Source organism: Falsiroseomonas sp. (genome assembly GCF_051859025.1).
GTDB lineage: Bacteria > Pseudomonadota > Alphaproteobacteria > Acetobacterales > Acetobacteraceae > Falsiroseomonas.
The window spans coordinates 1-23,722 of sequence record NZ_JBHYGL010000026.1; the positions used below are offsets into that span (position 1 = coordinate 1).

25 protein-coding genes are annotated in these 23,722 nt (G+C 70.8%); 6 read left to right on the top strand and 19 right to left on the bottom strand.

The window, feature by feature from the left end:
* The 3 genes from ACTIE5_RS20395 to dnaK all read right to left on the bottom strand — a co-directional run.
* On the bottom strand, positions 1–249 hold a 249-nt coding region (locus ACTIE5_RS20395), incomplete at its 3' end, for a hypothetical protein (RefSeq protein ID WP_439551558.1).
* A 245-nt stretch (positions 250–494) separates the two neighbouring features.
* Positions 495–1,649 (bottom strand): molecular chaperone DnaJ, encoded by a 1,155-nt coding sequence (dnaJ, locus tag ACTIE5_RS20400; protein WP_439551559.1) that lies wholly within the window; start codon positions 1,647–1,649, stop codon positions 495–497.
* Positions 1,650–1,797: 148 nt separating this feature from the next.
* Complete coding sequence (gene dnaK, locus ACTIE5_RS20405) at positions 1,798–3,726, bottom strand: molecular chaperone DnaK (protein ID WP_439551560.1); 1,929 nt, start codon at positions 3,724–3,726, stop codon at positions 1,798–1,800.
* Between the two features lie 240 nt (positions 3,727–3,966).
* Between dnaK and ACTIE5_RS20410 the strand changes: the two genes are divergently transcribed.
* Entirely contained in the window at positions 3,967–5,247 is a 1,281-nt protein-coding gene (locus tag ACTIE5_RS20410; protein WP_439551561.1) for a DUF3422 family protein, read from the top strand.
* A 237-nt stretch (positions 5,248–5,484) separates the two neighbouring features.
* Here ACTIE5_RS20410 and ACTIE5_RS20415 read toward each other — a convergent pair whose 3' ends face one another.
* The 4 genes from ACTIE5_RS20415 to ACTIE5_RS20430 all read right to left on the bottom strand — a co-directional run bounded on the left by ACTIE5_RS20415 (position 5,485) and on the right by ACTIE5_RS20430 (position 8,174).
* Positions 5,485–5,901 (bottom strand): GNAT family N-acetyltransferase, encoded by a 417-nt coding sequence (locus ACTIE5_RS20415; protein WP_439551562.1) that lies wholly within the window; start codon positions 5,899–5,901, stop codon positions 5,485–5,487.
* A 76-nt stretch (positions 5,902–5,977) separates the two neighbouring features.
* Positions 5,978–6,547 carry a nucleotide exchange factor GrpE gene (locus ACTIE5_RS20420; RefSeq protein ID WP_439551563.1) on the bottom strand — a complete coding sequence of 190 codons (570 nt, stop codon included), beginning with the start codon at positions 6,545–6,547 and terminating at the stop codon, positions 5,978–5,980.
* A 142-nt stretch (positions 6,548–6,689) separates the two neighbouring features.
* The gene (locus ACTIE5_RS20425) at positions 6,690–7,781 is read right to left on the bottom strand and encodes a methyl-accepting chemotaxis protein (RefSeq protein ID WP_439551564.1); all 1,092 of its coding nucleotides are present in this window, start codon (positions 7,779–7,781) and stop codon (positions 6,690–6,692) included.
* Positions 7,782–7,982: 201 nt separating this feature from the next.
* Positions 7,983–8,174: a hypothetical protein gene (locus ACTIE5_RS20430; RefSeq protein ID WP_439551565.1), complete on the bottom strand. Its 192-nt coding sequence runs from the start codon at positions 8,172–8,174 to the stop codon at positions 7,983–7,985.
* A 71-nt stretch (positions 8,175–8,245) separates the two neighbouring features.
* Between ACTIE5_RS20430 and murJ the strand changes: the two genes are divergently transcribed.
* Entirely contained in the window at positions 8,246–9,844 is a 1,599-nt protein-coding gene (gene murJ, locus ACTIE5_RS20435; RefSeq protein ID WP_439551566.1) for a murein biosynthesis integral membrane protein MurJ, read from the top strand.
* Between the two features lie 3 nt (positions 9,845–9,847).
* Here the strand turns inward: murJ and ACTIE5_RS20440 are convergent, their stop codons facing one another.
* Together ACTIE5_RS20440 and ACTIE5_RS20445 are read right to left on the bottom strand one after the other, a co-directional pair.
* Positions 9,848–10,378 carry a L,D-transpeptidase family protein gene (locus tag ACTIE5_RS20440; RefSeq protein ID WP_439551567.1) on the bottom strand — a complete coding sequence of 177 codons (531 nt, stop codon included), beginning with the start codon at positions 10,376–10,378 and terminating at the stop codon, positions 9,848–9,850.
* Positions 10,378–11,559 (bottom strand): GTP cyclohydrolase II, encoded by a 1,182-nt coding sequence (locus ACTIE5_RS20445; protein ID WP_439551568.1) that lies wholly within the window; start codon positions 11,557–11,559, stop codon positions 10,378–10,380. The genes ACTIE5_RS20440 and ACTIE5_RS20445 overlap by 1 nt, the downstream gene beginning before the upstream one ends.
* A 308-nt stretch (positions 11,560–11,867) precedes the next feature.
* Here ACTIE5_RS20445 and ACTIE5_RS20450 point away from each other — a divergent pair, with 308 nt between their 5' ends.
* The gene (locus ACTIE5_RS20450) at positions 11,868–12,587 is read left to right on the top strand and encodes a response regulator transcription factor (RefSeq protein WP_439551569.1); all 720 of its coding nucleotides are present in this window, start codon (positions 11,868–11,870) and stop codon (positions 12,585–12,587) included.
* Positions 12,588–12,627: 40 nt separating this feature from the next.
* On the opposite strand, the gene ACTIE5_RS20455 is transcribed toward ACTIE5_RS20450, so the two are convergent.
* The 5 genes from ACTIE5_RS20455 to ACTIE5_RS20475 all read right to left on the bottom strand — a co-directional run bounded on the left by ACTIE5_RS20455 (position 12,628) and on the right by ACTIE5_RS20475 (position 16,252).
* Positions 12,628–13,263 (bottom strand): malonic semialdehyde reductase, encoded by a 636-nt coding sequence (locus ACTIE5_RS20455; protein WP_439551570.1) that lies wholly within the window; start codon positions 13,261–13,263, stop codon positions 12,628–12,630.
* 85 nt (positions 13,264–13,348) lie between these two features.
* A complete protein-coding gene (locus tag ACTIE5_RS20460; RefSeq protein ID WP_439551571.1) occupies positions 13,349–13,915 on the bottom strand; it encodes a NifU family protein in 567 nt (188 codons plus the stop codon).
* Between the two features lie 95 nt (positions 13,916–14,010).
* Positions 14,011–14,520 carry a universal stress protein gene (locus ACTIE5_RS20465; RefSeq protein ID WP_439551572.1) on the bottom strand — a complete coding sequence of 170 codons (510 nt, stop codon included), beginning with the start codon at positions 14,518–14,520 and terminating at the stop codon, positions 14,011–14,013.
* Complete coding sequence (locus ACTIE5_RS20470; RefSeq protein WP_439551573.1) at positions 14,520–15,320, bottom strand: TIGR02186 family protein; 801 nt, start codon at positions 15,318–15,320, stop codon at positions 14,520–14,522. Before ACTIE5_RS20470 ends, ACTIE5_RS20465 begins: the two co-directional genes overlap by 1 nt.
* 23 nt (positions 15,321–15,343) lie before the next feature.
* The gene (locus ACTIE5_RS20475) at positions 15,344–16,252 is read right to left on the bottom strand and encodes a sulfite exporter TauE/SafE family protein (protein WP_439551574.1); all 909 of its coding nucleotides are present in this window, start codon (positions 16,250–16,252) and stop codon (positions 15,344–15,346) included.
* A 201-nt stretch (positions 16,253–16,453) separates the two neighbouring features.
* Between ACTIE5_RS20475 and ACTIE5_RS20480 the strand changes: the two genes are divergently transcribed.
* Positions 16,454–17,383, top strand: coding sequence for a hypothetical protein (locus tag ACTIE5_RS20480; protein WP_439551575.1), 930 nt, complete (start codon positions 16,454–16,456; stop codon positions 17,381–17,383).
* A gap of 36 nt (positions 17,384–17,419) precedes the next feature.
* Here ACTIE5_RS20480 and ACTIE5_RS20485 read toward each other — a convergent pair whose 3' ends face one another.
* The 3 genes from ACTIE5_RS20485 to ACTIE5_RS20495 all read right to left on the bottom strand — a co-directional run bounded on the left by ACTIE5_RS20485 (position 17,420) and on the right by ACTIE5_RS20495 (position 19,825).
* Complete coding sequence (locus tag ACTIE5_RS20485; RefSeq protein ID WP_439551576.1) at positions 17,420–18,025, bottom strand: c-type cytochrome; 606 nt, start codon at positions 18,023–18,025, stop codon at positions 17,420–17,422.
* Complete coding sequence (locus tag ACTIE5_RS20490; RefSeq protein ID WP_439551577.1) at positions 18,022–19,245, bottom strand: PQQ-dependent sugar dehydrogenase; 1,224 nt, start codon at positions 19,243–19,245, stop codon at positions 18,022–18,024. Before ACTIE5_RS20490 ends, ACTIE5_RS20485 begins: the two co-directional genes overlap by 4 nt.
* Positions 19,246–19,360: 115 nt before the next feature.
* Complete coding sequence (locus ACTIE5_RS20495) at positions 19,361–19,825, bottom strand: DUF2171 domain-containing protein (protein WP_439551578.1); 465 nt, start codon at positions 19,823–19,825, stop codon at positions 19,361–19,363.
* A gap of 103 nt (positions 19,826–19,928) precedes the next feature.
* On the opposite strand from ACTIE5_RS20495, the gene ACTIE5_RS20500 reads away from it, so the two are divergent.
* Both ACTIE5_RS20500 and ACTIE5_RS20505 read left to right on the top strand, forming a co-directional pair.
* Positions 19,929–20,525, top strand: a complete 597-nt coding sequence (locus tag ACTIE5_RS20500; protein ID WP_439551579.1) for a DUF938 domain-containing protein — start codon at positions 19,929–19,931, stop codon at positions 20,523–20,525.
* Positions 20,522–21,271 carry a sulfite exporter TauE/SafE family protein gene (locus ACTIE5_RS20505; RefSeq protein WP_439551580.1) on the top strand — a complete coding sequence of 250 codons (750 nt, stop codon included), beginning with the start codon at positions 20,522–20,524 and terminating at the stop codon, positions 21,269–21,271. Before ACTIE5_RS20500 ends, ACTIE5_RS20505 begins: the two co-directional genes overlap by 4 nt.
* A gap of 58 nt (positions 21,272–21,329) precedes the next feature.
* Here ACTIE5_RS20505 and ACTIE5_RS20510 read toward each other — a convergent pair whose 3' ends face one another.
* Positions 21,330–22,112 carry a succinate dehydrogenase iron-sulfur subunit gene (locus ACTIE5_RS20510; RefSeq protein ID WP_439551581.1) on the bottom strand — a complete coding sequence of 261 codons (783 nt, stop codon included), beginning with the start codon at positions 22,110–22,112 and terminating at the stop codon, positions 21,330–21,332.
* 14 nt (positions 22,113–22,126) lie between these two features.
* A partial coding sequence (gene sdhA / locus ACTIE5_RS20515) for a succinate dehydrogenase flavoprotein subunit (protein WP_439551582.1) occupies positions 22,127–23,722 on the bottom strand: 1,596 nt, incomplete at its 5' end.

The window sequence follows — 23,722 nt, forward strand, 5'->3', positions numbered from 1 at the left end:
GGGCGGGCGCGGCGGTGTGGCCTGGCCCTGCTGGGGCGGGCGGGGCGGCTGCGCCGGCGGGCGGGCGGCGGGCTGGCTGGGGGCGGGCGCGCTGGCAGCAGGTGGCGGCGCGGCAGGCGGCGTCGCCTGCACGGGCCGTGGCGGTGCCAGCGTGCCTTGGCCCGGCGCGATGCTGGATTGTGGCAACGCGACGCCCCCGGACAGGGCGACCAGCAGCACCGACAGGACAGCGGGACGGGCGAAGCGCATGCCCGATCCCTTCCGCATTCCATGGCGCCGGGTCAAGCGCCTAAGTGCGGTTCCTGCGATGACGTGGGAGGATCGGTGGGGGGAGGATCGGTGGGGGGGGCGGGCGGCGACGCGGGTGGGACCTGAGACCGCGCCGCCGCCTGCCTGGACCGCCGATGGGGGGATGCGGCGGTCGGGGTCTCAACGGGGCCGCACCGCCGGGGTTGCAGCCCGGCGGCGTGGTCACGCAGGTGTCAGGAAAAAGCCTATTTCAGCCCGTCCCAGAATTCCTTCACCTTGGCGAAGAATCCCTCCGATTCCGGGCTTGAACGGCCGGTCTTCTCGCATTCCTTCTCGAACTCGGCGAGCAGCTCCTGCTGCCGCTTCGAGAGGTTCTGCGGGGTCTCCACCGCCACCTGGACATACATGTCCCCCCGCGCCGCGGATCGCAGCACGGAGAAGCCCTTGCCCCGCAGCCGGAACTGGTCGCCTGTCTGGGTGCCGGCCGGGATCGTCACGCGGGCGCGCCCGCCATCAATGACGGGCACCTCCACGCCGCCGCCCAGCGCCGCCTGTGTCATCCGCAGGGGGACACGAACGAAGATGTTGGCGCCGTCCCGCTGGAAGATCGGGTGCGTCTTCACGCCGACATCGACATAAAGGTCGCCCGCCGGCGCGCCGCGCAGCCCGGCCTCGCCTTCCCCGGAAAGCCGGATGCGCGTGCCGTCCTCCACCCCCGCCGGGATGGTCACGGCCAACGTGCGGTCCCGCTGGGTGCGGCCCTGGCCACCGCAGACCTTGCAGGGGTTCTTGATGATGCGGCCGGAGCCGGAGCAGGTCGGGCAGGTGCGCTCGATGAGGAAGAAGCCCTGCTGCGCGCGCACCTTGCCCGCACCCTGGCAGGTCGGGCAGGTCTGTGCCGCCTGGGCCGCCGGGCCTTCGCTGCCGGTGCCCTTGCAGGCCTCGCAGACCACGGAGGACGGGACGCGGATGGTCTTCTTCGCGCCCGCGAAGGCCTCCTCCATCGTGACTTCCACCTGCTGGCGGAGGTCCGCGCCACGGCCCACGGGGCCACGCCCGCCGCGGCCACGGCCGCCGAGGCCGCCGAACATCTCCTCGAAGATGTCCTCGAAGGCGCCGCCGAAGGGGTTGCCGCCGGCACCACCACCACCGCCGCCCCCGCCGAAGCCACCCTGTTCGAAGGCGGCATGGCCATAGCGGTCATAGGCGGCGCGCTTCTCGGCGTCCTTCAGCACGTCATAGGCTTCGTTCAATTCCTTGAACTTGCCCTCGGCGGTCTTGTCCCCCTGGTTGCGGTCGGGGTGGTACTGCATGGCGAGCTTGCGGTAGGCCTTCTTCAGGTCCTCCTCGCTCGCGTCCCGGGCGGCGCCCAGGACCTCGTAATAGTCGCGCTTGGCCATGGGGCCCCAAGTCCTCACGCTGGCTGACCCGCCCGGGGGTGATCCCCGCAGGGCAGCGTGTTCAACAAGCCTGTTTCAACAAGGCAACGCCCGACCCCCTTTCGGAAGCCGGGCGCGCCGGAGACCGGTCGATCCGGAAGCCTCGGCCTTACGAGGGCTTCTTCTTCTTCGGGTCCACTTCCTCGAACTCGGCGTCCACCACCTTGTCGTTCGGGTTGCCGCCCGGTGCGCCCTGGCCACCGCCAGCCGCGCCGGCCGCATCGCCCGCCGCGGCCTGCGCCTTGTAGAGCGACTCGCCCATCTTCATCGCGACCTGGGAGAGGCTGTCATTGGCGGCCTTGATCGCCTCCAGATCCTGCCCTTCCATCGCGCTGCGCGCGGTGGCGATCGCGGCTTCGACCTCGGCCTTCTCATTGGCCGGGACCTTGTCGCCGCTTTCTTTCAGCGTCTTCTCCGTGGAGTGCACGAGGGCATCGAGCCCGTTGCGCGCTTCCACCGCCTCACGCCGCTTCTTGTCGGCATCGGCATTGGCCTCGGCCTCCCGCACCATCCGCTCGATGTCGTTGTCGGACAGGCCGGACTTCGCCTGGATGCGGACCTGCTGTTCCTTGCCGGTGGCCTTGTCCTTCGCGCTGACGGAGACGATGCCGTTCGCGTCGATATCGAAGGTCACTTCCACCTGCGGCACGCCGCGCGGCGCCGGGGGCAGGCCGGTCAGGTCGAACTGGCCGAGCAGCTTGTTGTCCGCCGCCATCTCCCGCTCGCCCTGGAAGACCTTAATGGTCACCGCGGACTGGTTGTCATCGGCCGTGGAGAAGACCTGCGACTTCTTGGTGGGGATGGTGGTGTTGCGCTCGATCAGGCGGGTGAACACGCCGCCCAGCGTCTCGATGCCCAGGCTCAGCGGGGTCACGTCGAGCAGCAGGACGTCCTTGACGTCGCCCTTCAGCACGCCGCCCTGGATGGCGGCGCCGATGGCGACGACCTCGTCCGGGTTGACGTTGCGGGCGGGTTCCTTGCCGAAGAACTGCTTCACGATCTCGATGACCTTCGGCATGCGCGTCATGCCGCCGACCAGGATGACCTCGTCGATCTCCCCGGCGGTCAGGCCCGCATCCTTCAGCGCCATCTTGCAGGGCTCGAGCGTCTTCTGGATCAGGTCATCGACCAGGCTTTCCAGCTTCGCCCGCGTCATCTGCATCACCAGGTGCTTCGGCCCGGAGGCATCGGCGGTGATGAAGGGCAGGTTCACCTCGGTCTGCTTGGACGACGAAAGCTCGATCTTCGCCTTCTCGGCCGCTTCCTTCAGGCGCTGCAGGGCAAGCTTGTCGCCGCGCAGGTCGATGCCCTGTTCCTTGCGGAACTCATCGGCCAGGTAGTCGATGATGCGCGCGTCGAAATCCTCGCCACCCAGGAAGGTGTCGCCGTTGGTGGACTTCACCTCGAAGACGCCGTCGCCGATCTCGAGGACCGAGACGTCGAAGGTGCCGCCGCCGAGGTCGTAGACCGCGATGGTGCCGCCCTTCTTCTGGTCCATGCCATAGGCCAGCGCGGCGGCCGTCGGCTCATTGATGATGCGCAGCACTTCAAGGCCCGCGATGGAGCCGGCTTCCTTGGTCGCCTGGCGCTGGGCGTCGTTGAAGTAGGCGGGGACGGTGATGACGGCCTGCGTCACCTTCTCGCCGAGATAGGCCTCGGCCGTCTCCTTCATCTTGGTCAGGATGTTGGCGCTGATCTGCTGCGGCGCGTAGGTCTTGCCCTCCACCTCGACCCAGGCATCGCCATTCGGCGCGCGGGCGATGGAATAGGGCACCAGGCCCTTGTCCTTCGACACCATCGGGTCGTCGAAGCGACGGCCAATCAGGCGCTTGACGGCATAGAGGGTGTTGGTCGGGTTGGTCACGGCCTGGCGCTTGGCGCTCTGCCCGACCAGACGCTCACCGTTCTTGGCGAAGGCGACCATGGACGGCGTGGTGCGCGCGCCCTCCGCATTCTCGATGACGCGGACGTCCTTGCCTTCCATGATGGCGACGCAGGAATTGGTGGTACCGAGGTCGATACCGATGACCTTGCTCATCCGATTTGGCTCCTCTTGCGGCGGCGAGGGTGCGGCCCCTGAAGGCACCGCGCCCGGCCCCTGCCGGATGTGGGTGTGTGGATGAGCGTGACATATTCATCGCAGTGGCCCCGGGCAAGGGGGTGAAGCCCAGGACTCAGGCTTTGCGCGCTGAAGTTGCGGCGCGGTGGTCCGGCTGTGGCGCGGGGGACGCTTATCTCGTTCCGGCGCTGCCCCGCCTTGTGTAGATTGCGGGGGCCAATGATCCAGACCCTCCCCCTGCATCCCGACCGCGACCTCCTGGCCGGCGAGCTTCATGCCCGCCCGGCCCTGCCGCTCGCCACCCCCGTCACCATCAGCCGGCTCGCCATGCTGCGCGAAGCGGGGGCCGACCGCGGCGCCGCGATCCGCCACCTGGAGACGCTGTGCCGCCGCTATGGCGTGACGCCGCCCGCGGCCGGCGCCGATTTCGTGATGGCGGATTTCGGCCGCTTCACGCTGCGCTACGAACGCCACACCGAATTCGATGGCTGGACCTTCCTGCGCCCCGGCCCCGATGCCGGCGCCCCCGACCCCTTCGAGGATACGGCGATCGAGGCCGTGCCCACGGATTGGCTGGCGGAACTGCCGGGCCGGGCGCTGGTGGCCGCCCATATCGCCGTGCCCCGCACGGCCGGGGAGGATGAGCCGCCGCCGCCCGGCTGCTTCGTGCCGGACAACCTGGCGGGTTCCAGCCTGTCCGCCGGCGCCGCCACGGCCTGGACGGATTTCCGCCCCGGCGCGGATGGCTTCACCCGCATCCTGCTGCAGGACCACGGCATGACCGCCGCGCTGGCCGGCCGCCTGGCCCAGGCGGTGTGGGAGGTGGAGACCTACCGGCTGCTGGCGCTGCTGGCGCTGCCCCAGGCCCGCGCCTGTTCCGCCGAACTGGCCCGCGCCTCTGCGGGGCTGGCCGCGCTGACCGCCCGCCTCCCTGGCCTCGACAAGCTGGATGAGGAACGGGCGGCGCTGGAGGAGTTGACCGACCTCGCCACCACGATCGAGCGTTTGGCGGCAGAGACGGCGGACCGGTTCAGCGGCACGCGCGCCTATCACGCGCTCGTCGGCCGCCGCCTGCAATCGCTGCGGGAGACGCGGCTGCATGGGTTGCCGACGCTGACGGAATATCTGGAGCGTCGCCTCGACCCCGCCGTGGCGACGGTGGAGGCGACGGGCACGCGCATCGCCAACCTCTCCGTCCGTTGCGGCCGCGCGGTGGATCTGCTCCGCGCCCGTGTCGCCGTGGCGCAGGAGGCGCAGACGCAGCAATTGCTGGGTGCCATGGCCGATACGGGCCGGGCGCAGCTGCGGCTGCAGGAGACGGTGGAGGGTCTCTCCGTCGCCGGCATTTCGTATTACGTGCTGTCGCTGGCGGGTTATGCGTTGAAGCCGCTGCCGCTGGGCGGGTTCAAGGCGGACATGCTGCTGGCGGCGCTGGTGCCGGTGGTGGCGGGCCTGGTCTGGGTCCGCATGCGCCGCAACCGCCGGAAGGCCGCACCCTGACTGAAGACGGTCCAGGGTCGTCTCGACCCTGGCGTGGGGGGGGCGGGGGGAGCAGCGCTCCCCCTGCGGCGGTATAGGGCCTGTGGACACTTGGCTGCGGGCGCGCTCGGCGGCGTCTTTCCGCGCCTGGGGCGTTGGGGTCAGGGCGACGATGGAACCCCATCGCCGCCCCGCCCCCGCCTGCCAGGCACGAAAATCCACTCGCCGATCGCATCCCGGGCCAAATGTCCACAGGCCCTAGAGACCTGCCGTGAGGTACCGAACCCGCTTCCCGTTCCGCGGATCCGTCGCTTCCCCCGCCGGCCGGAACCCCAGCCTCTCGTGGAAAGCCATGCTGCCTGGGTTGGGCGGGTCGAGGTTGACCTCGCAGGCCAGGATCGCCAGCCCTGCTGCCCGGGCCTGTTCGCGGAGGTCCGCGTAGAGCGCCCGGCCCAGCCCCTGGCCCTGCGCCTGCTGCGCCACCACCACCCGGTCGATATAGGCGAAGGCGGGGAAGTGCTGGAGGAACCAGCCGTGGTTCGGGCCCTGCGCTGGTGTCTCGTGGCTCAGCGCCAGCAGGAAGGCCGCCGGGGCGCCATCCGCGCCCTCGATCATCCGCGCGCTGAGGGCAACCGCCGCCAGCGCCGCGAAATCAGCGGCGGACAGTGCGTTCACAGCCGCCGCATGGGCGTTGTTCAACGCGTTCAGCGCCGGCAGGTCGGCCGGCGCGATGTCACGCGGGGTGGCCAGGCTACTTGCCCGCCACCACCACCATGGCGGGCTTCAGCAGGCGGCCATGCAGCGTCCAGGCCGGCGTCCAGGCCTGGATGACGGTGCCGGGCTCCACGCCTTCCGGCGCCGGCTGTTCCGCCATCGCCTGGTGGAATTCTGGGTCGAAGGGCTGGCCCTTCGCGTCCAGCTTCTGCACGCCGTGGCGTTCCAGCATCGTGACGAAGCCACGCTCGACGCCCTCGAACCCCCCGCGCAGCTTGGCGAGGAGCTCGGCCTCGTCCTCCGCCGCCGGCGGCAGGCTGTCGAGGCCGCGGCGGAGGTTCTCCGCCGTCTCCACCACGTCGCGGGCGAATTTCTGCACGGCGTAGAGCCGCGCATCCTCCGCCTCCCGCTTCGCGCGGGCGCGGAGGTTGGCGTTGTCGGCTTCCGCGCGCAGCCACTTGTCGCGCATCTGGGACAATTCGGCTTCCAGCGCCGCGATGCGCTCCGCGTCGGTGGGCTGGGCCGCCGCGTTGGCGGCGCCCTCGGTCGCGGCGGTGGCCTCGGCCGCGGTGTCGGCCGGGGTGGGGGTATCCTGCTTGTCGCTCATGTCGGTGGTGATCTGGATCTCAGGCCCAACTGGCCAGTAGGGGTGGCGGATCGGGAAGGGGAGGCGTTCGAAACGCGCCCACCACCTAGGCGTCCCGATGCCCCCACGCAAGCACCGGGGGGCGAACCCCCCGGTCCATGCGTCACGCCGCGCGCAGCCCCTGCACGGTGGCGCCGAGCATCTGGCGCAGTGCGGCCGCGCCCTGGTCCAGGCGCCGGGCCGTCTCCTCCAGCGATGCGACGGCCGCGCCGGTGGTGCCGATCGCCTTCTCCGGCTGGGCAACCGCCTGGGCAGCGGCTTCGGTGCTGCTGGCCACGCGGGTCGCGGTGCCCGCGATCTCCCGCGTCCCGGCACCCTGCTGTTCCACGGCGGCGGCGATGGCGCCGGAGACCGCATCCATGTCCCCCACCACATCGGCGATGCCGCGGATGGCCTTCACGGCTTCGGCGGTGGAGGCCTGGATGGCGGAGACCTGCTGGCCGATCTCCTCCGTCGCCTTGGCCGTCTGCGCCGCCAGCGCCTTCACTTCACCGGCAACCACGGCAGATCCCTTGCCGGCCTCCCCGGCGCGCGCGGCCTCGATCGTGGCATTGAGGGCGAGGAGGTTGGTCTGCCCGGCGATGTCGCTGATGAGGCGCACGACCTGGCCGATGCGCGCCGCGCCCTCCGCCAGGCCGTTCACCAGCGCATCCGTCTCCCGCGCCTGGGTGGAGGCGCGGCCCGCGACCTGCGCGGCACCGGCCACGGTCTGCATCCCCGCGGCGGCGGCGGACACCACATCCCCCGCCACGCCGCCGACCTGGGTTTCGACCTGCTCGGCCAGGGCATGGCGGCCGACCCTGGCTTCCGCCGCCGCGGCGGCGTCACGTTCCAGCCGCCGGGCAACCTCGGCCTTCTCCGCCGTCCGCGCCGCTTCCGCATCCTCCAGCGCCGCGCCGGCGTTGGCGAAGGCAGTCTGCAACCTGCCGACCAGGGCGATCAGCGCGGCGGCTTCCGCCACCAGGATGCCGGCATGGACGGCCGCCCGCAGCAGCGTGCCTTCCCCCCCGAAGACGATCATCGGCGCCAATTCGTTCAGCACCGTGCGGTGCAGCGCCACGGTCAGGGTCGCGAAGATGATGGCCCGCCGGTCCACCAGCCCCGCCACCACCGCCAGCCCCGCGAAATAGGCCATGGGCATGTCGAGCCGGAGGGCGACCGGCGCGACCCAGACCAGGACGGAGACCTGCACCATCAGCGCCACCGCGATGACCGGGCGGGCAGCGGGATGCGCAACCCCCGCCTGGGCCGCCAGCAGCGCCGCCGCCGCCCAGCGAGGCTACCAGCATGAGGCCCGGCACCATCAGCCATAGGGCGGAGAGCAGGATCCGCGCGGTGTCGCGGCGCAGCTGGTCGAGGTTCATGGAAGCGAGCTCCGTGTTCGGGCGATCCGGGTTCAAGCGATCCGCTCTGAGGCGATCCGGGCCGCGCAGGCGGCCCGGCCGATGGCGGCAAGCACGATGAAGGCACCGCTGTCGCGGCGAAGGCGCGCCGCATCCACCCCCGGCATGGCGGGGGCGGCGATGGCGATGGTGAGGGGGCCGAGGCTGCGGATCATCGCGGGGTCCCAGCCGATGACGCCCAGCACGCCGGCCAGCGCGCGGTCCGGGCGCGATCGCTTGGCATGGGTGGCCTCAAGGCCCGCGACGATAACGGCGCATGAACCATCCGCCTCGCGCGGTTCCCCGCCCCGGTCTTCCGGACTACACCGGCCCCATGCTCCGCAGCATCTTCACCGTCGGCGGCTGGACCATGGCGAGCCGCATCCTCGGCTTCGCGCGGGACATGCTGATCGCCGCCCGCCTGGGCGCCGGGCCGATCGGCGATGCCTTCTTCGTGGCGCTCCGCCTGCCCAATTTGTTTCGGCAGCTGTTCGGGGAGGGCGCCTTCAACGCCGCCTTCGTCCCCGCCTTCGCCGGCGCCTATGCGCTGGACGGGCCGGCCAAGGCGCGGGCGCTGGCCAATTCGCTGGCGGGGCTGATGACGTTGTCGCTCAGTGGCCTGGTCGCCATCGGCATCATCTTCATGCCGCAGCTCCTGTTCGTCCTGGCGCCGGGTTTCGTGGGGGAGGCGGTGCGCTTCCCGCTGGCCGTGGAACTCACGCGCATCACCTTCCCCTACCTGCTGTTCATCTGCCTGGCCGCGCTGGTGTCGGGCGTGCTGAACGGCATGGACCGCTTCGCGGCGGCGGCGGCGGCGCCGGTGCTGTTCAACCTGATCTCCATGGCGGCGCTGCTGGGGCTGACGCCCTATGTCGCGACGCCGGCCCATGCGCTGGCCTGGGGCGTGGTGGCCTCGGGCCTGGTGCAGCTGCTGATGCTGATCGTGGCAGCGCGGGTGGCGGGGATGGTGATCAACCCGCTGTCACGCCCGCGGCTGACGCCGGAGGTGCGCGGCGTGCTGCGGCGGATGGGCCCGGGGCTGGTCGGCGCGGGGGTGACGCAGCTGAACCTCGCCATCGGCATCATCATCGCGTCGCTGCTGCCGGCGGGGGCGGTCAGTTTCCTCTACTACGCCGACCGGATCAGCCAATTGCCGCTGGGTGTCATCGGGGCCGCGGTGGGCACCGCGCTGCTGCCGCTGCTGTCCCGGCAGCTGCGCACCGGCAAGGCGCTGGCCGCCCATCGTAGCCAGAACCGGGCCATCGAGCTGACGCTGGCCTTCGCGCTGCCCGCGGCCTTCGCCATGGCCTGCGTCGCCAGGCCCATCATCGGCACGCTGTTCGAACGCGGCGCCTTCGACGCGGCGGCCACGGCCGCGACCTCCATGGCACTAATCGCCTATGCCGCGGGGTTGCCGGCCTTCGTGCTGGTGAAGGCGCTGACGCCCGGCTTCTTCGCCCGGGGCGATACCGCGACGCCGGTGAAGGTCGCGATCTTCGTCGTGGCGCTGAACCTGGCGCTGAACCTCGTGCTGACGCGCTATCTCAGCCATGTCGGCATCGCGCTCGCGACCTCGCTCGCTTCCTGGGTGAATGTGCTGGTGCTGGGCTGGCTGCTGGTGCGCCGCCGCCGGCTGGTGCTGGACCGGCGGCTGCGGCGCGCGGTGCCGCGGCTGGTCGCCGCCGCGCTGGTCATGTCCGCCGTGCTGCTGGCGCTGCAGGCCGCGATCTTCCCGTTGGAACACGGGCTGGCGCGCTTCGGGGGCCTCGCGCTGCTGATCGGCGCGGGGCTGGTCACCTATTTCGGCGCGGCGCAGCTGCTGGGCGGGCTCGATCTGCGGGAGGCGCTTCGCAGCCTCCGGCGCCGGAAGGCCTGAGGCTCAGCCCTCCAGCACCGTGATCCCGCGCAGCCCCGCCGCCAGCACGGCGCGGAGGTCGCGCGGGGCCAGGGCAAGGCAGCCCTCGGTCGGGGAGAAATCCTCGCGCGCCAGATGCAGAAAGATGGCGCTGCCACGGCCGCGTTCCACCGGCGCGTCGTTCCAGCCCAGCACGCCGATCACGTCATAGATCGCATCATCGCGCCACAGCCGCTCATGCGACCCGTCGAAGGGCAGCTGGACGGGGCGGTTATAGGCGCGGTCGCCGGCATCGTCGCACCAGCCATCGGTCGGCGACAGCGGTTCCACCGGCACGGCGCAGCGTGGCGGGGCGCCACGATCGGCGCGATACAGTACGCGGCGAAGCGGCATCACCGCCGCGGGCGTCGCGCCATCCCCCTCCCGCTTCGCCACCGCCGGAAGGACGCCGCCCTTGCCGAGCGCGCAGCGCAGCACCAGCCCATCGAGGATGAACAGGCCCCGCTTCCCATCGCCCTGGGGCTGGACGCGGGCATAGCCGGTATCCGAGGTCATCAGGCCAGCAGATGCCCGAAGCGCCGCGCCTTGGTTTCGAGGTAGGCGTCGTTCACGCCATTGGCCTCGAACTGATGCGCTTCCCGCCCCTCCACCCCGATGCCGCAGGCCGCGAGGCCCGCCAGCTTGTCGGGGTTGTTGGTCAGCAGCCGCACCCGGCCGATGCCGACCGCGCGCAGCATTTCGGCCGCCACCCAGAAATTCCGCTCATCCGCGCCATAGCCCAGCGCCCGGTTGGCATCGAGCGTGTCGAGCCCCGTATCCTGCAGCGCATAGGCGCGGAGCTTGTTCACCAGGCCGATGCCGCGGCCTTCCTGCGCGAGATACAGCAGAACGCCGCCCGCCGGGTCCTTCGCCATCCGCGCGATGGCGCCGCGCAGCTGCGGCCCGCAATCGCAGCGCAGGCTGCCCAGCAGGTCACCGGTGAAGCATTCGGAATGGATGCGGGCCAGCGGCGCCGTGCCGGCGGCGAGCGCCGCTTCCGGCTGGCCGACCAGGATGGCCAAGTGTTCGATCCCGCCATCGGCGGCGCGGAAGGCGACGATCCGGGCCTCCGGCGCATCCTCCAGCGGTACGCGCGCCTCCGCCACGCGGGCCAGGGTCAGGGCGGCGCCGGTGGGGTAGGACAGGATATCGGCGGCATCGACCGCCAGCAGGCCGGCCCGGAGGGAAGCGGCCTCCGTCGCCGGGGCGGCGACCAGGGCGGGCAGCAGCCGCGCCAGCTTGGCCAGGCCGATGGCGGCCAGGGCGTGCGGCGGCAGGGTGGCGCGCTCGGGCTCCACCGGCAGCAGGCGTTCGGCGGTGGGGTCGGCCAGGCTTTTCAGCGCGGCGGGGTCCATCAGGCCGGGGGGCAGGCGCAGCGCCACCACGCCCATTTCGGGCGGCGACCCGGCATTGGCCGCGGCCAGCGCCTGCGGCACCGGGCGCTGCAGCACCGCGGCCGCGCGGACGGGCGCCAGCAGCAGCAGGGCAGGGCCGATCGCGGCGGTAGCGATGTCCGACAGGCCGCGGGCGGACACCGTCTCCGCCGCCGCGATCACGATGGCACCTTCCGGCCCGCGCACCAGCACCGGCGTGCCCCGGCGCAATTCGCTGGCAACCCGGTGCACGGCCCGCAGTGCCGCCACCTGCGCATCGCCGGATTCTGGCCCGGCATTCGGGCCGACGCCGTGATCGCGCATCTGTGATGCGAGGGGAGCAGTGGTTTTCATCATCTGGCGTTCCGGTACTCGCCCATTGGCGCGCCCGAATGTGGCGTGCGGAAGGCGTTTGGGAGGGGGCGGTACCCCAAGAAAAACGTTCTGCCCGTCAAGCGAGGGTGATCGTGACGTAATGGTCACGAGGCTTGCTCCCCGCATGACGCCTCGGGCAAGATTGGGACGAGCAGATCGCGTGTCGCGTCCCGAATTCGCGAGATTCAGGCACGGCTGCGTGAAACCGATGCGCACCGCGCCCGTTGTGAAGGCGCCTCACAGATACGGGAGCTACCATGGCCGGTCCACGCCCCATCCTCGTCGTGGACGACGACGAAGCCCTCCGGCAGACGCTGGCGGAACAATTGGCTCATGACGGTGAATTCGTTGCGTCGGAGGCCGCCACGGCCGCCGAAGCCGCGGCCAGGCTGGCGGCGGATGATGCGCGCTTCGATGCCATCGTCCTCGATATCGGCCTGCCGGACGGTGACGGGCGGGAACTCTGCGCGCGTCTTCGCAAGCAGGGCCTGCGCATGCCGATCCTGATGCTGACCGGCGCCGATGGCGAACAGGACATCGTCCGCGGCCTCGATTCCGGGGCCAACGACTACATCGCCAAGCCCTTCCGGGTCAGCGAGCTGATGGCGCGGCTGCGCGCCCAGCTTCGCGTCTTCGACAACAGCGAGGACGCGGTCTTCACCGTCGGCCCCTACACCTTCCGCCCCTCCGCCAAGCTTCTGCTGGAAGCCGCGCGGAACCGGAAGATCCGGCTGACGGAGAAGGAGGCGGCGATCCTGAAGTACCTCTACCGCGCCGGCGGGCGGCCGGTCGGGCGGCAGATCCTGCTGAACGAGGTCTGGGGCTACAACAGCGCGGTGACGACCCACACGCTGGAGACCCACATCTACCGCCTGCGCCAGAAGATCGAGCCGGATCCGTCCAACGCCCGGCTGCTGGTGACCGAAGGCGGCGGGTACCGGCTGGACCCGGCTGCGGGGCGCGCCCAGGCGGCGTGATGTCGGGATGGGGGGCCGCGAAACCGGCCCCCCACCCCTGCTACTCGAAGCGGCAGGCCTCGTCGAAGCTCAGCCGAGGCCCCCGCGCTGGCAGTGCGCTGGGCTCGCCATGCCCCAGCGCCACCAGGAAGTTCGACTTCCACCGGGTGCCGGAGAAGAACAGATTGTCCAGCTGGTAGTTGTCGAAGCCGCTCATCGGCGCGACATCCAGCCCGACGGCCCGTGCCGCCATGATGAGGTAGGCGCCCTGCAGCGTGCCGTTGCGCAGCGCCGTCGCATCCGCCAAAGCGGGGTTGTCGGCGTACCAGCCGCGCAGCTCCGCGCCCGGGAACAGGAAGCCCAGCTTGTCGTAGAAGGCCTGGTCATGCGCCACGATGCAGACCACCGGCGCCTTCATCGTCTTCTCGACATTGCCGGGGGAGAGCACCTGCTTCAGCCGCGCCTTGCCTTCCGACGTCCGGATGAAGACGAAGCGCGCCGGGCTGCAATTGGCGCTGGTGGGCCCCATGCGGAGGAGGTTGTACATCTCCTCCAGCTTCGCCTCCGGCACCGGCCGGTCCTGCCACGCGTAATGGGTGCGCGCTTCCCGGAACAGGAGGTCCAGCGCCTGGTCATCCAGCCCGCGCGGCGGCGCGGCTTCCGGGCTGGCGGCGACGGCGGGGGCTTGGTCGTTCATGCAAGGCGGCTCCGGCAGGTCTCTGCCGGGATGAGATAGGCCGGCGCGGCGCGCCGGCCAATCCGCCCCCCTCAGCCCCGGGTCGTCAGGCTTCCACCTGCTCCACCCGCACCACTTCCGGCACGTAGTGGCGCAGCATCGTCTCCACCCCGTGCTTCAAGGTGGCGCGGGAGGAGGGGCAGCCGCTGCAGGCGCCCTGCATCCGCAGCCGGACGATGCCTTCGCGGAAGCCACGGAAGACGATGTCCCCGCCATCCGCGGCCACGGCCGGGCGCACGCGGGTGTCGAGCAATTCCTTGATCTGGGCGACGATCTCGCCGTCCTCGGCCTCGAAATCCTCGGCCTCCGCGGCTTCGTCCTCGCCTTCCATGGTGGGAAGCCCGGCCAGATAGTGCTCCATGACCGCACCGAGCACGCGGGGCTTGAGCAGCTGCCAATCCGCATCCTCGATCTTCGTCACGGTGACGAAGTCATTGCCCAGGAAGACGCGGGCGACATCGCCGACGGCGAAGATCCGCGCGGCCAGCGGCGAACGGCCATCGGCCTCCGCCACCGCGGTGAAGTCGGCGGTGCCGCGGCCGCCCATGACATCCCGGCCTGGGATGAACTTGAGGGTGGCCGGGTTCGGCGTGCTTTCGGTTTCGATGAACATCGGGACTGGCTTCCGCGCTTGACTGGCGATACCCGACCTATGTGGTCCGTTTTACCGCCCGGCGCAACGGCAGCCCGATGGCGCGGGCATGGCCTTCACGTCACGCGTTCCAGTTCCGCATCGCTCAGCGCGCCCGGCACGATGGTCATCGGCACCGGCAGCTTGGCGGCGTAGCGCCCGGTCAGCGCCGCGATCAGCGGGCCGGGGCCCGATCCGGCCGTCGAACTCGCCAGCACCAGGATGGAGATGCGGGGGTCTTCCTCCAGCAGCGCCAGCAATTCGTCGCGCGGCTCCCCTTCCCGGATCAGCAGGATGGGCAGGCCGCCGGTGATGTCATGCACCTCCGCCGCCAGGACGGAGAGCAGCTTCTCCGCCTCCTCCCGCCGTTCCTCGGCCATCAGCGCGCCGACGCCGGCCCATTCCACCTGGCCGGCGGGTTCCACCACCCGCAGCAGCGCCACGCGGCCGCCGGATTTCTTGGTGCGCAGGGAGGCGTAGCGCAGCGCCACGCCGCGTTCGGGGCTGTCATCCACCACCACCAGGAAGACGCGGTCGCGCCGCGCCTTCGCCGCCGCCGCCGTCTCATCCGTCAGATCATCCGGCATCAGCCCCTCCGGAACAGCACGCTGCCGACCCAGCCGGCGAAGGCCGCCAGCAGGATGCAGGCCAAGCCATACAGCACGGGCTGGCCGCGCGCGACGTCGGCGATCCAGGCCGCCGTGCCGCTGCGCACCACATCCATGCGCAATTCCTGCCGCGCCACCACGCGGCCTTCCCGCACCAGCATCACCTGGATCTGATAGGGGCCCGTCTGCACCGTCGCCGGCAGCGGCAGCCTGGCATGGAACAGCCGGCCGCCGGAGACCTCCACCGGCTTCACCTGGTCCACCCAGAGCCCCGCATCCTGCTTGAGGCTGGCCAGCGCCGCGCGGAATTGCGGCCCCCGCGCGCCCAGTTGCACCAGCGGCAGCAGGTCGAGCCCGAGGCGAAGGTCCTGCCGCTCCACCCCATCCAGCAGGGTCGCCACGGGGCTGGTGGAGGCCAGTGCCCAATAGGTCGGCACCCGGTTGAACCGGGCCGCGGGGCCGTTGATCCAGGCGCCCAGCATCTCAACCTTCTGCCGGACGACGAGGGAGGTGGTCGGGCCCGTCGCCAGCACCACCACCTCATCGCCTTGCGCGCCGATCAGGCGTTCGGTGGCGCCAAAGACCAGGATCTCGCCACCCGTGAAGGCGGTCGTCACCTCAATGGTGGAGACGGAAAGCTGGGCGGCGAGGGCGGGCGGCGCGAGGGTCGGGGGGGCTGCAGGCGGCGGCGAGGGCACCTGCGCCGTGGCGGGAAAGGCCAGGATCAGCAGCAGCGCCAGCACGCGCCTCACGGCGCCCGGGACAAGCACGCGCCTCACGGTGCCCGGAACAAGCACGCGCCTCACGGCGCGGGGCCGATGACGAAAAGCTGCTCCGGCACCCGCAGCAGGTCCCACAGCAGCGCCAGCGCGACGGAGAGCACCAGCGCGCCCAGCAGCGCGCGCGTCTCCTCCCCCCGCAGCTTCGTGCCCATGGCGGCGCCGATCTGCGCGCCCACCACGCCGCCGGCCAGCAGCAGCAAGGTCAGCACGATATCGACGCTGCCGACCTGGATGGCCTGCAGGAAGGTGACATTGGCGGTGACGAAGACGACCTGGAACAGCGACGTGCCGATGACGACGGCCGTCGGCATGCCGAGCAGATAGATCATCGCCGGCACCAGCATGAAGCCGCCGCCCACGCCCATGACGGCGGAGAGCAGGCCGATGGCGAAGCCGATCAGCAGCGGCGGGATGACGGAGATGTAGAGGCGGGACTTCCGGAACCGCATCTTCAGCGGCAGCCCGTGCATCCAGAAATGCTCGTGCAGCCGCCGTGGCCGCGCGCGGCGCCGCCGCAGGATGGCGGTCAGGCTTTCCCGCACCATCAGCGCGCCGACGGTGCCCAGCACCACGACGTAGAAGATCGCGACCGCCAGATCGACCTGTCCCGCCCGCCTCAGCCAGGCAAACAGCTGCACGCCGAGGATAGACCCCGCGAAGCCGCCCACCAGCAGCACGGTCCCCATGCGGACATCGACATTGCCGCGCCGCCACTGCGCCATCAGCCCCGACACGGAGGCACCCAGCGTCTGGTTCGCGCCCGAACCGACCGCGACGGGGGCGGGGATGCCGATCAGGATCAGGATTGGCGTCAGCAGGAAGCCGCCACCGACGCCGAACAGGCCCGAGAGCCAGCCCACGCCAAAGCCGATGCCCAGCAGCAGCAGGGCATCAACCGACATCTCGGCGATCGGCAGATAAACCTGCATCGCAGCTCACTCTTCCCGGGGGACATGGCGGGAATGCGGCGGTGTGAACCTGGAAGGCCGGCACCGCAAGTTTCCGGCGGGAAAAAATCCGGCTCCCGCGCCCACAATCTGCGGAACAACCTTCGCAGGGCGAAGCCTGCCCCGAACCTCCCCCGCCAGCCCGCGTTGCGAGGGCGGCATTTCAGCCGAGGGGATATTTCCATGCAGACCCATGTCGCCACCGCCCAAGGTATGACCGGCCAGGGCATGACCGGAGGCATCGCGCCGGAAGGCGCACCCGCCCTGCCCAGCCGCATTTCCTGGGGCGCCGTCATCGCCGGCGGCGTCGTCGCCGTTGCCGTCGGCGCCATGTTCAACGTGCTGGGCCTCGCCATCGGCGCCACCACGATCGATCCCGTGACGATGGGGGAGACGCCGTCGGCCGGCACCTTCGGCATCGCCGGTGGCATCTGGCTGCTGGTCGCCAACCTCATCGGCCTGGCCGTCGGCGGCTATGTCGCGGCGCGGCTGTCGGGCACGGCGGATGACACGGACGGCGTGCTGCATGGCCTGTCCGTCTGGGCCATCGGCTTCCTGATCTCCGCCGTGCTGCTGGGCAATGCCGCGGCCGGCGCGGCCGGCGGCATCAGCCGCATGGTCGGCAGCGCCGCCCAGGGCCTGGGCCAGGGGGCCGGGGAGGCGATTGCCGCCGTCGCCCCCGCCGCTTCGACCATCGATCCGCGCGCCATGGCCGAAAGGCTGCAGACCGGCCTGCAGACCGGCGGCGACCCCGCGGCGATGAACAGCGACCAGCGCCGCGCTGAAATGGCGCAGATCATCGGCAACCGCGTCACCAGCGGCACTGCCGACCCGGGCGCGCGGGACCGCCTGGCGCAGCTTGTCGCCGCCGAATACGGCGTGGCGCCGGAGGAAGCCCGCACCCGCGTCGAACGCCTGGAGGCGGAAGCCACCCGCGTGGCGCAGGAAGCCGAGGCGCGCGCGCGCGCCGCGGCCGATGCGGCGGCCAATGGCGCGGCGGTCGGGGCCTACTGGATCTTCGCCGCCATGCTGCTTGGCGCCGTCGCGGCGGTGCTGGGTGCGCGCACCGGCACCCGCAGCGCGGTCCGCGTGACGGATCGCCGCCTGGCATGAGCCTGGATACCCGGGTGCCCAAGGGCACCCGGGCCTTCAATCAAGATGCGCCAGGAAATGCGCCAGCGCCGCGATATGGGCGTTGCTGAGGCCGATCACGGCGGAGTTCATCTGCGTATCCACCCCGGAGCGGCGGCCGTCGCGATACTCCGTCATGGCATGCACCAGGTATTCCTCCCGCTGCGCCGCCACGCGGGGGATCTGCGCCCGGCCCCCATAGTCGGCGACATGGCAGGTGGCGCAGTGCCGCGGCCCGGTCAGCGCCTGGCCGGCGGCGAACAGCGCCTCATCCCTCGGCGCGCGGTCATCCGGCGGGCCGGGGGGCAGGCTGGCGAAGAAGGCGGCCAGATCCTCGATATCCCGGTCCGGCACCCCCTGCGCGAAGGGGTTCATCGCCGGCGCCTGGCGGATACCCTCCCGCAGCAGGATCATCTGCACGGTGATGAAATCCGCGGGCTGCCCCGCCAGGGACGGCACGCCCGGCACCTGGCTGCGGCCATTGGCGCCGTGGCAGTTCGCGCAATTCTGCGCCGCCAGCGTGGCGCCCCGGGCGGCATCCGCGGCCTGGGCAGTTATGGGTAGGGCGGTCAGGGGAAAGGCGGCGGCCAGGAAGGCCGCCGCCAGAAGTCTCGCCAGGGTCACTGGCGATAGGTGATGCGATAGATCGCACCCATCTGCTCATCCGCCACCAGCAGCGCGCCATCGCGCGCCACCTGCACATCCACCGGACGGCCGAGGAAGCGCTGGTTGGCGTCGTCACGCAGCCCGGTCATGAATTCCTCCAGCCGCGTCACATTGCCCTGCGCGTCCAGATGCGCCACCGCGATGTCGAAGCCCGACAGCCTTTCCCGGTTCCAGGACCCGCGGCGGGCGATGAAGATCTGGTTGCGGTACTGCTCCGGGAACATCGTGCCCGTGTAGAAGCGCATGCCGAGTGCCGCGGTATGCGGTCCGAGCAGCGCCGCGGGCTGCACGAATTCGCTGCAGGCCCGGCCCGCATTGAATTGCGGGTCCGCGCTGCCGGCGGAGCAGAAGGGGAAGCCGTGATCCTCCCCGCTGCGGCGCACCCGATGCAGCGTGTCGTTCGGCCAGTCATTCCCCGCCCAGTCGCGGCCATTATTGGTGGCCCAGAGTTCGCGCGTGACCGGGTGGTGCGCCATGCCGACGCTGTTGCGCACGCCGCGCGCCTCGATCCGCCGGTCGCTGCCATCGGGGTTGAAGGAGACGAGGAGCGCGAACTTGTCACGATCCGTTTCGCACACGTTGCAGTTCACGCCGACATTCGTATAGATCCGCCCATCAGGGCCGAGCGACGCGAATTTCCAGTGGTGGTTGCCGGCGTGCTCCTGTTCCGTCGGCAGGCCGAAGGCGGCGGTCAGGTCCACGGGCTGCGGGATGTTGTCGAGGTTGGCCTCGATGTTGTCGTAGCGCAGCACGCGGTTGACCGCGATGACGAACAGGCTGTTGCCGATCATCACCAGGCCGTTGGGCTGGGCCAGGCCCTGCGCCACGATGCTGGTGCGCGTCGTGCCATCCGCGTTGCGGCGGACGGCATAGACCCGCCCGATGGCGCGGGACCCGGCGAAGATCGTGCCGTTCGGCCCTTCCGCCATCATCCGCGCGCCCGGGATGCCATGCGCATAGAGTTCCGCCTGGAACCCCGGCGGCAGGCGGAGCGCGGCCACCGGCACCTGGTCCGGCGGCGTCACCGTCAGGCGCGGGGCATGGGGGGCGAGGGTGGACCCCTCCGGCCTTCCGACCGCCCAGCCCGGTACCGGGGCGGGCGCGGGGGCCTGGGCAAGTGCCGGAAATGTAGCCAGCGCGGCGAGGAAGCCGGCCGCCATGAGCGATGTGCGGACCATGTATCTCTCCCTTCCGGTGCGCTCTTCGGATGGCCACCGGGATGCGGGAGCATGGCGCAGCACGACCGGGGAGTGCAATCGGTTGCCGCGGTCGTTCCACAGGTCGTTCCGGCGGTCAGATGGGGTCGCGCGTCGGCCCCGTGCCGCCGGTGGCGTCATCCGCGCCGCCCTCGCCGCCGACCACCGGCTTGTCGCCCTGCTTCTGGGTCATCCCACCTTGGCCCATCCGTTGCCCGCCGCCGCGCCCGGCCTCCGCCGCGCCCAGCATGGTGCGCTGGCCCTGGGTGGCGCCGGTCATGGCAGGGTTCATCGCCGGGTTCATGGCGGGGTTCGTGCCCTGGTCCATCCCCTCCGCCTGCCATTGCCGCCTGGCCTGCGCCGCCGGCATGGACAGCCGCACCAGCCCGTCGGCGACCGAGGCGACGCTGTCGCCGCCGAGGTAGTGGTGCTGCCCGCTGTTATCCCGCGTCAGCTTGATCCGCTCGCCATCGAGGTGATCGACCGTGCCGACCTCCTCCCCATCGCTGCCGACCACCCTCATCTGTTCCTGCACCTGGTGCAGCGGGCCATGATGCGTCATCGCGTTTCCTCCTGGTCGCCCATGGGGGCGCCGGGACTGGAACGGGGCACGCCCTGCCCGGTTGCCGGTTGACGCGAAAGCGCCATGGGCGGATGGCGGGGGGATGAGCGATGATCCCCGCCGATACGCCCCCGCGACGTTGCGCAACCGCGACCCCATCCTGGCGGAACTCCGCCCCCTGCTGCCGCCGCGCGGCCTGGTGCTGGAAGTGGCCAGCGGCACGGGGGAGCACGTCGCGCATTTCGCCGCCGCCCTGCCGGCGCTGGACTGGCAGCCGACGGACCTCGACCCCGAGAACCGCGCCAGCATCGCCGCCTGGTGCCAGGGCCTCGGCAATGTCCGAGCCCCCATCGCCATGGATGCCAGCGCGGCCTGGCCGATCGCCGCCGCCGATGCCGTGCTCTGCATCAACATGATCCACATCGCCCCCTGGGCGGCGACGGAGGGCCTGATGCGCGGCGCCACCCGCGCCCTGCCGCCGGGCGGGACCCTGATTCTCTATGGCCCCTATCGCCGGCAGGGCGTGGCGACCGCGCCGAGCAACGAGGAATTCGACGCCAGCCTGCGCGCCCGCGATCCCGCCTGGGGCCTCCGCCATCTGGAGGAGGTCGCCGCGCTGGCCGCCGCCGCCGGCTTCGGGGCGCCGGCGGTCACGGCGCTGCCCGCCAACAACCTGCTGGTGGTGTTCCGGCGAACATGACGCTGCCGGAAGGCATGCCGCTCGCGGCGCTGGTGCTGGCTTCGCTGGCCAGCGGCATCGCCCGCGGCTTCTCCGGCTTCGGCGCCGCGCTGGTCTTCATGCCGCTGGCCGCCTTCGCGATCGGGCCGCGCCTGGCGGCGCCGCTGCTGCTGGTGATCGACTTCGTGCCGATGATCCTGCTGCTGCGCGGTGCCTGGGGCCTGGCGGACAAGGCGGAGGTCGGCTGGCTCAGCCTGGGCGTGCTGCTGGGCCTGCCGCTGGGCATCGCGGCGCTGGCGCTGGCGGACCCGCTGGCGCTGCGCTGGCTGGTGGCGGGGGTGATCCTGGCGCTGCTGGTGCTGGCGGCTTCCGGCCTGCGCTTCCCGGCCACGCCGCACCGGGGCGCCGCGGTCGGCGTGGGGTCGGTCGCCGGCGTGCTGGCGGGCGTCGCGCTGGTGCCGGGGCCGCCGGTGATGGCCTGGCTGCTGGGGCGGCATTTGCCACCCGCGAAGCTTCGCGCCGTGTTTAACCTGTTCCTGGCCGCCAGCGGCTTCCTGACCGCGGCCGGCTTCGCCATCGCGGGGCTGTTCACCGCGGCGCTGCTGGGCCCGCTGCTGGTGGCGGCGCCGACCTACGCCTTCGGCACCTGGGTCGGCACGCGGTTGTTCACCGTCATGTCGCCCGTCGTCTTCCGCCGCGCCTGCTACGCGATGATCGCTGCTTCCGCCCTGCTGTCGCTGCCGCTGCTCGATCCCTACTTGCGCTGAAACACGAAAGGGCCCGCCGTCGCCGGCGGGCCCCTTCGTCAGTGCAGGGCGTGGTCGTTCAGACCTGGCGCTCGGCCAGCATCTTCTTGATCTCGCCGATCGCCTGGCCGGGGTTCAGCCCCTTCGGGCAGGTCCGGGCGCAGTTCATGATGGTGTGGCAGCGGTAGAGCTTGAAGGGATCCTCCAGCGCGTCCAGCCGCTCACCCGTCGCCTCGTCGCGGCTGTCCGCGATCCAGCGATAGGCCTGCAGCAGCACGGCCGGGCCGAGATACCGGTCGCCGTTCCACCAGTAGGAGGGGCAGGCGGTGGAGCAGCAGAAGCACAGGATGCATTCCCACAGCCCGTCGAGCTTGGCGCGCTCATCCTTCGACTGCAGGCGCTCCCCATCCGGCGGCGGGGGGGTGTCGGCCTTCAGCCAGGGCTCCACGCTGCGGAGCTGCGCGTAGATCTGGGACAGGTCGGGCACCAGATCCTTCACCACCGGCATGTGCGGCAGCGGATGGATCCGCACGTCGCCCTTCACATCCTCGATCGGCTTGAGGCAGGCGAGCGTGTTCATCCCGTCGATGTTCATCGAGCAGGAGCCGCAGATGCCTTCCCGGCAGGACCGCCGGAAGGTCAGCGTGGTGTCGACCTCGTTCTTGATCTTGATGAGGGCATCAAGAACCATGGGCCCGCAGGCATCGAGGTCGATGTCATAGGTATCCGTCCGCGGGTTTTCCCCGTCATCCGGATTCCAGCGGTAGATCTTGAAAGCCCGCACCTTCTTCGCGCCATGCGGCGCGGGATAGTGCTTGCCCTTCGAGATCGTCGAATTCTTCGGCAGCGTGAAGGTCGCCATGATCCATCGGGCTCCTAGTACACGCGGGCCTTGGGGGGGAAGACCTGCACTTCGTTGGTCAGCGTGCGCATCTTCACGTCGCGGTAGTCGAGCTTGACGTTCCGCTTGTCATCCACCCAGGCGAGCGTGTGCTTCATCCAGTTCTGGTCGTCGCGGTCCGGGAAATCCTCATGCGCATGCGCGCCGCGGCTTTCCTTGCGGGCATCGGCGCCGACCACGGTGGTCAGCGCATTGCCGATCAAATTGTCCAGCTCCAGCGCCTCCAGCAGGTCGCTGTTCCAGATCAGGCTGCGGTCGGCGATCTTGATGTCCTCGTAGCCCGCCGCGACCTTGTTCATCTTCTTCACGCCCTCGGCCAGCAGTTCCGTGGTGCGGAACACCGCCGCGTGCTCCTGCATCGTCCGCTGCATCTGCAGGCGGACGTCGGAGACGGTGGAAGACCCCTTGGTGTGGCGGATCTTGTCGAAGCGGGCGAAGGAGGATTCGCCAGCGCCCGGCGGCAGCGGCGCCTGGGTCGCGCCCGGCTTGATCGTCTCGGCCGCCCGGTGCGCCGCGGCGCGCCCGAACACCACGAGGTCGAGCAGCGAATTGGTGCCGAGGCGGTTGGCGCCATGGACGGAGACGCAGGCGGCCTCGCCCACCGCCATCAGCCCGCGCACCACGCGATCCTGGTCCTGGGCCGTTGGGTTCAGGACTTCCGTGTGGATGTTCGTGGGAATGCCGCCCATGTTGTAGTGGACGGTGGGGAGCATCGGGATCGGCTCCTTCGTCACATCCACACCGGCGAAGATCTTCGCGGTTTCAGAAATGCCGGGCAGCCGTTCATGCAGCAGGTCGGCACCCAGGTGTTCCAGGTGCAGGTGGATGTGGTCCTTCAGCGGGCCCACGCCCCGGCCTTCCCGGATCTCCACCGACATGGCGCGGGAGACGACGTCGCGGGACGCCAGATCCTTCGCCGTCGGCGCGTAGCGCTCCATGAAGCGCTCGCCCTCGCTGTTCGTGAGGTAGCCGCCCTCGCCGCGCGCGCCTTCCGTCACCAGGCAGCCGGAGCCGTAGATGCCGGTCGGGTGGAACTGGACGAATTCATTGTCCTGCAGCGGCAGGCCGGCGCGCAGCGCCATGCCGCCGCCATCGCCCGTGCAAGTATGGGCGGAGGTACAGGAGAAATAGGCGCGGCCATAGCCGCCTGTCGCCAGCACGACGGACTGCGCGCGGAAGCGGTGCAGCGAACCGTCCTCCAGGCACCAGGCGGTCACGCCGCGGCACACGCCCTCATCATCCATGATCAGGTCGAGGGCGATGTATTCGACGAAGAACTCGCAATTGGCCTTCAGCGCCTGCTGGTACAGCGTGTGCAGGATGGCGTGGCCCGTGCGGTCCGCGGCGGCGCAGGCGCGCATCGCGGGCGTCTTGCCGTAATCCTGCATGTGGCCGCCGAAGGGGCGCTGGTAGATCTTGCCATCCTCGGTGCGGCTGAAGGGCACGCCGAAATGCTCAAGCTCGATGATCGCGGGAATGGCTTCCCGGCACATGTATTCGATCGCGTCCTGGTCACCCAGCCAGTCCGACCCCTTCACGGTGTCGTACATGTGCCAGCGCCAGTCATCCTC

Coding starts and splice junctions, on each gene's coding strand:
- ACTIE5_RS20460 (WP_439551571.1), bottom strand. CDS start 13,915: ATGTTCATCGAAACCGAAAGCACGCCGAACCCGGCCACCCTCAAGTTC.
- ACTIE5_RS20480 (WP_439551575.1), top strand. CDS start 16,454: ATGCAGACCCATGTCGCCACCGCCCAAGGTATGACCGGCCAGGGCATG.
- ACTIE5_RS20455 (WP_439551570.1), bottom strand. CDS start 13,263: ATGAACGACCAAGCCCCCGCCGTCGCCGCCAGCCCGGAAGCCGCGCCG.
- ACTIE5_RS20510 (WP_439551581.1), bottom strand. CDS start 22,112: ATGGCGACCTTCACGCTGCCGAAGAATTCGACGATCTCGAAGGGCAAG.
- ACTIE5_RS20440 (WP_439551567.1), bottom strand. CDS start 10,378: ATGACCTCGGATACCGGCTATGCCCGCGTCCAGCCCCAGGGCGATGGG.
- ACTIE5_RS20425 (WP_439551564.1), bottom strand. CDS start 7,781: ATGGTGCAGGTCTCCGTCCTGGTCTGGGTCGCGCCGGTCGCCCTCCGG.
- ACTIE5_RS20490 (WP_439551577.1), bottom strand. CDS start 19,245: ATGGTCCGCACATCGCTCATGGCGGCCGGCTTCCTCGCCGCGCTGGCT.
- ACTIE5_RS20465 (WP_439551572.1), bottom strand. CDS start 14,520: ATGCCGGATGATCTGACGGATGAGACGGCGGCGGCGGCGAAGGCGCGG.
- ACTIE5_RS20505 (WP_439551580.1), top strand. CDS start 20,522: ATGACGCTGCCGGAAGGCATGCCGCTCGCGGCGCTGGTGCTGGCTTCG.
- ACTIE5_RS20410 (WP_439551561.1), top strand. CDS start 3,967: ATGATCCAGACCCTCCCCCTGCATCCCGACCGCGACCTCCTGGCCGGC.
- ACTIE5_RS20475 (WP_439551574.1), bottom strand. CDS start 16,252: ATGCAGGTTTATCTGCCGATCGCCGAGATGTCGGTTGATGCCCTGCTG.
- dnaK (WP_439551560.1), bottom strand. CDS start 3,726: ATGAGCAAGGTCATCGGTATCGACCTCGGTACCACCAATTCCTGCGTC.
- ACTIE5_RS20495 (WP_439551578.1), bottom strand. CDS start 19,825: ATGACGCATCATGGCCCGCTGCACCAGGTGCAGGAACAGATGAGGGTG.
- ACTIE5_RS20445 (WP_439551568.1), bottom strand. CDS start 11,559: ATGCGCGATCACGGCGTCGGCCCGAATGCCGGGCCAGAATCCGGCGAT.
- ACTIE5_RS20450 (WP_439551569.1), top strand. CDS start 11,868: ATGGCCGGTCCACGCCCCATCCTCGTCGTGGACGACGACGAAGCCCTC.
- murJ (WP_439551566.1), top strand. CDS start 8,246: ATGAACCATCCGCCTCGCGCGGTTCCCCGCCCCGGTCTTCCGGACTAC.
- ACTIE5_RS20420 (WP_439551563.1), bottom strand. CDS start 6,547: ATGAGCGACAAGCAGGATACCCCCACCCCGGCCGACACCGCGGCCGAG.
- dnaJ (WP_439551559.1), bottom strand. CDS start 1,649: ATGGCCAAGCGCGACTATTACGAGGTCCTGGGCGCCGCCCGGGACGCG.
- ACTIE5_RS20500 (WP_439551579.1), top strand. CDS start 19,929: ATGAGCGATGATCCCCGCCGATACGCCCCCGCGACGTTGCGCAACCGC.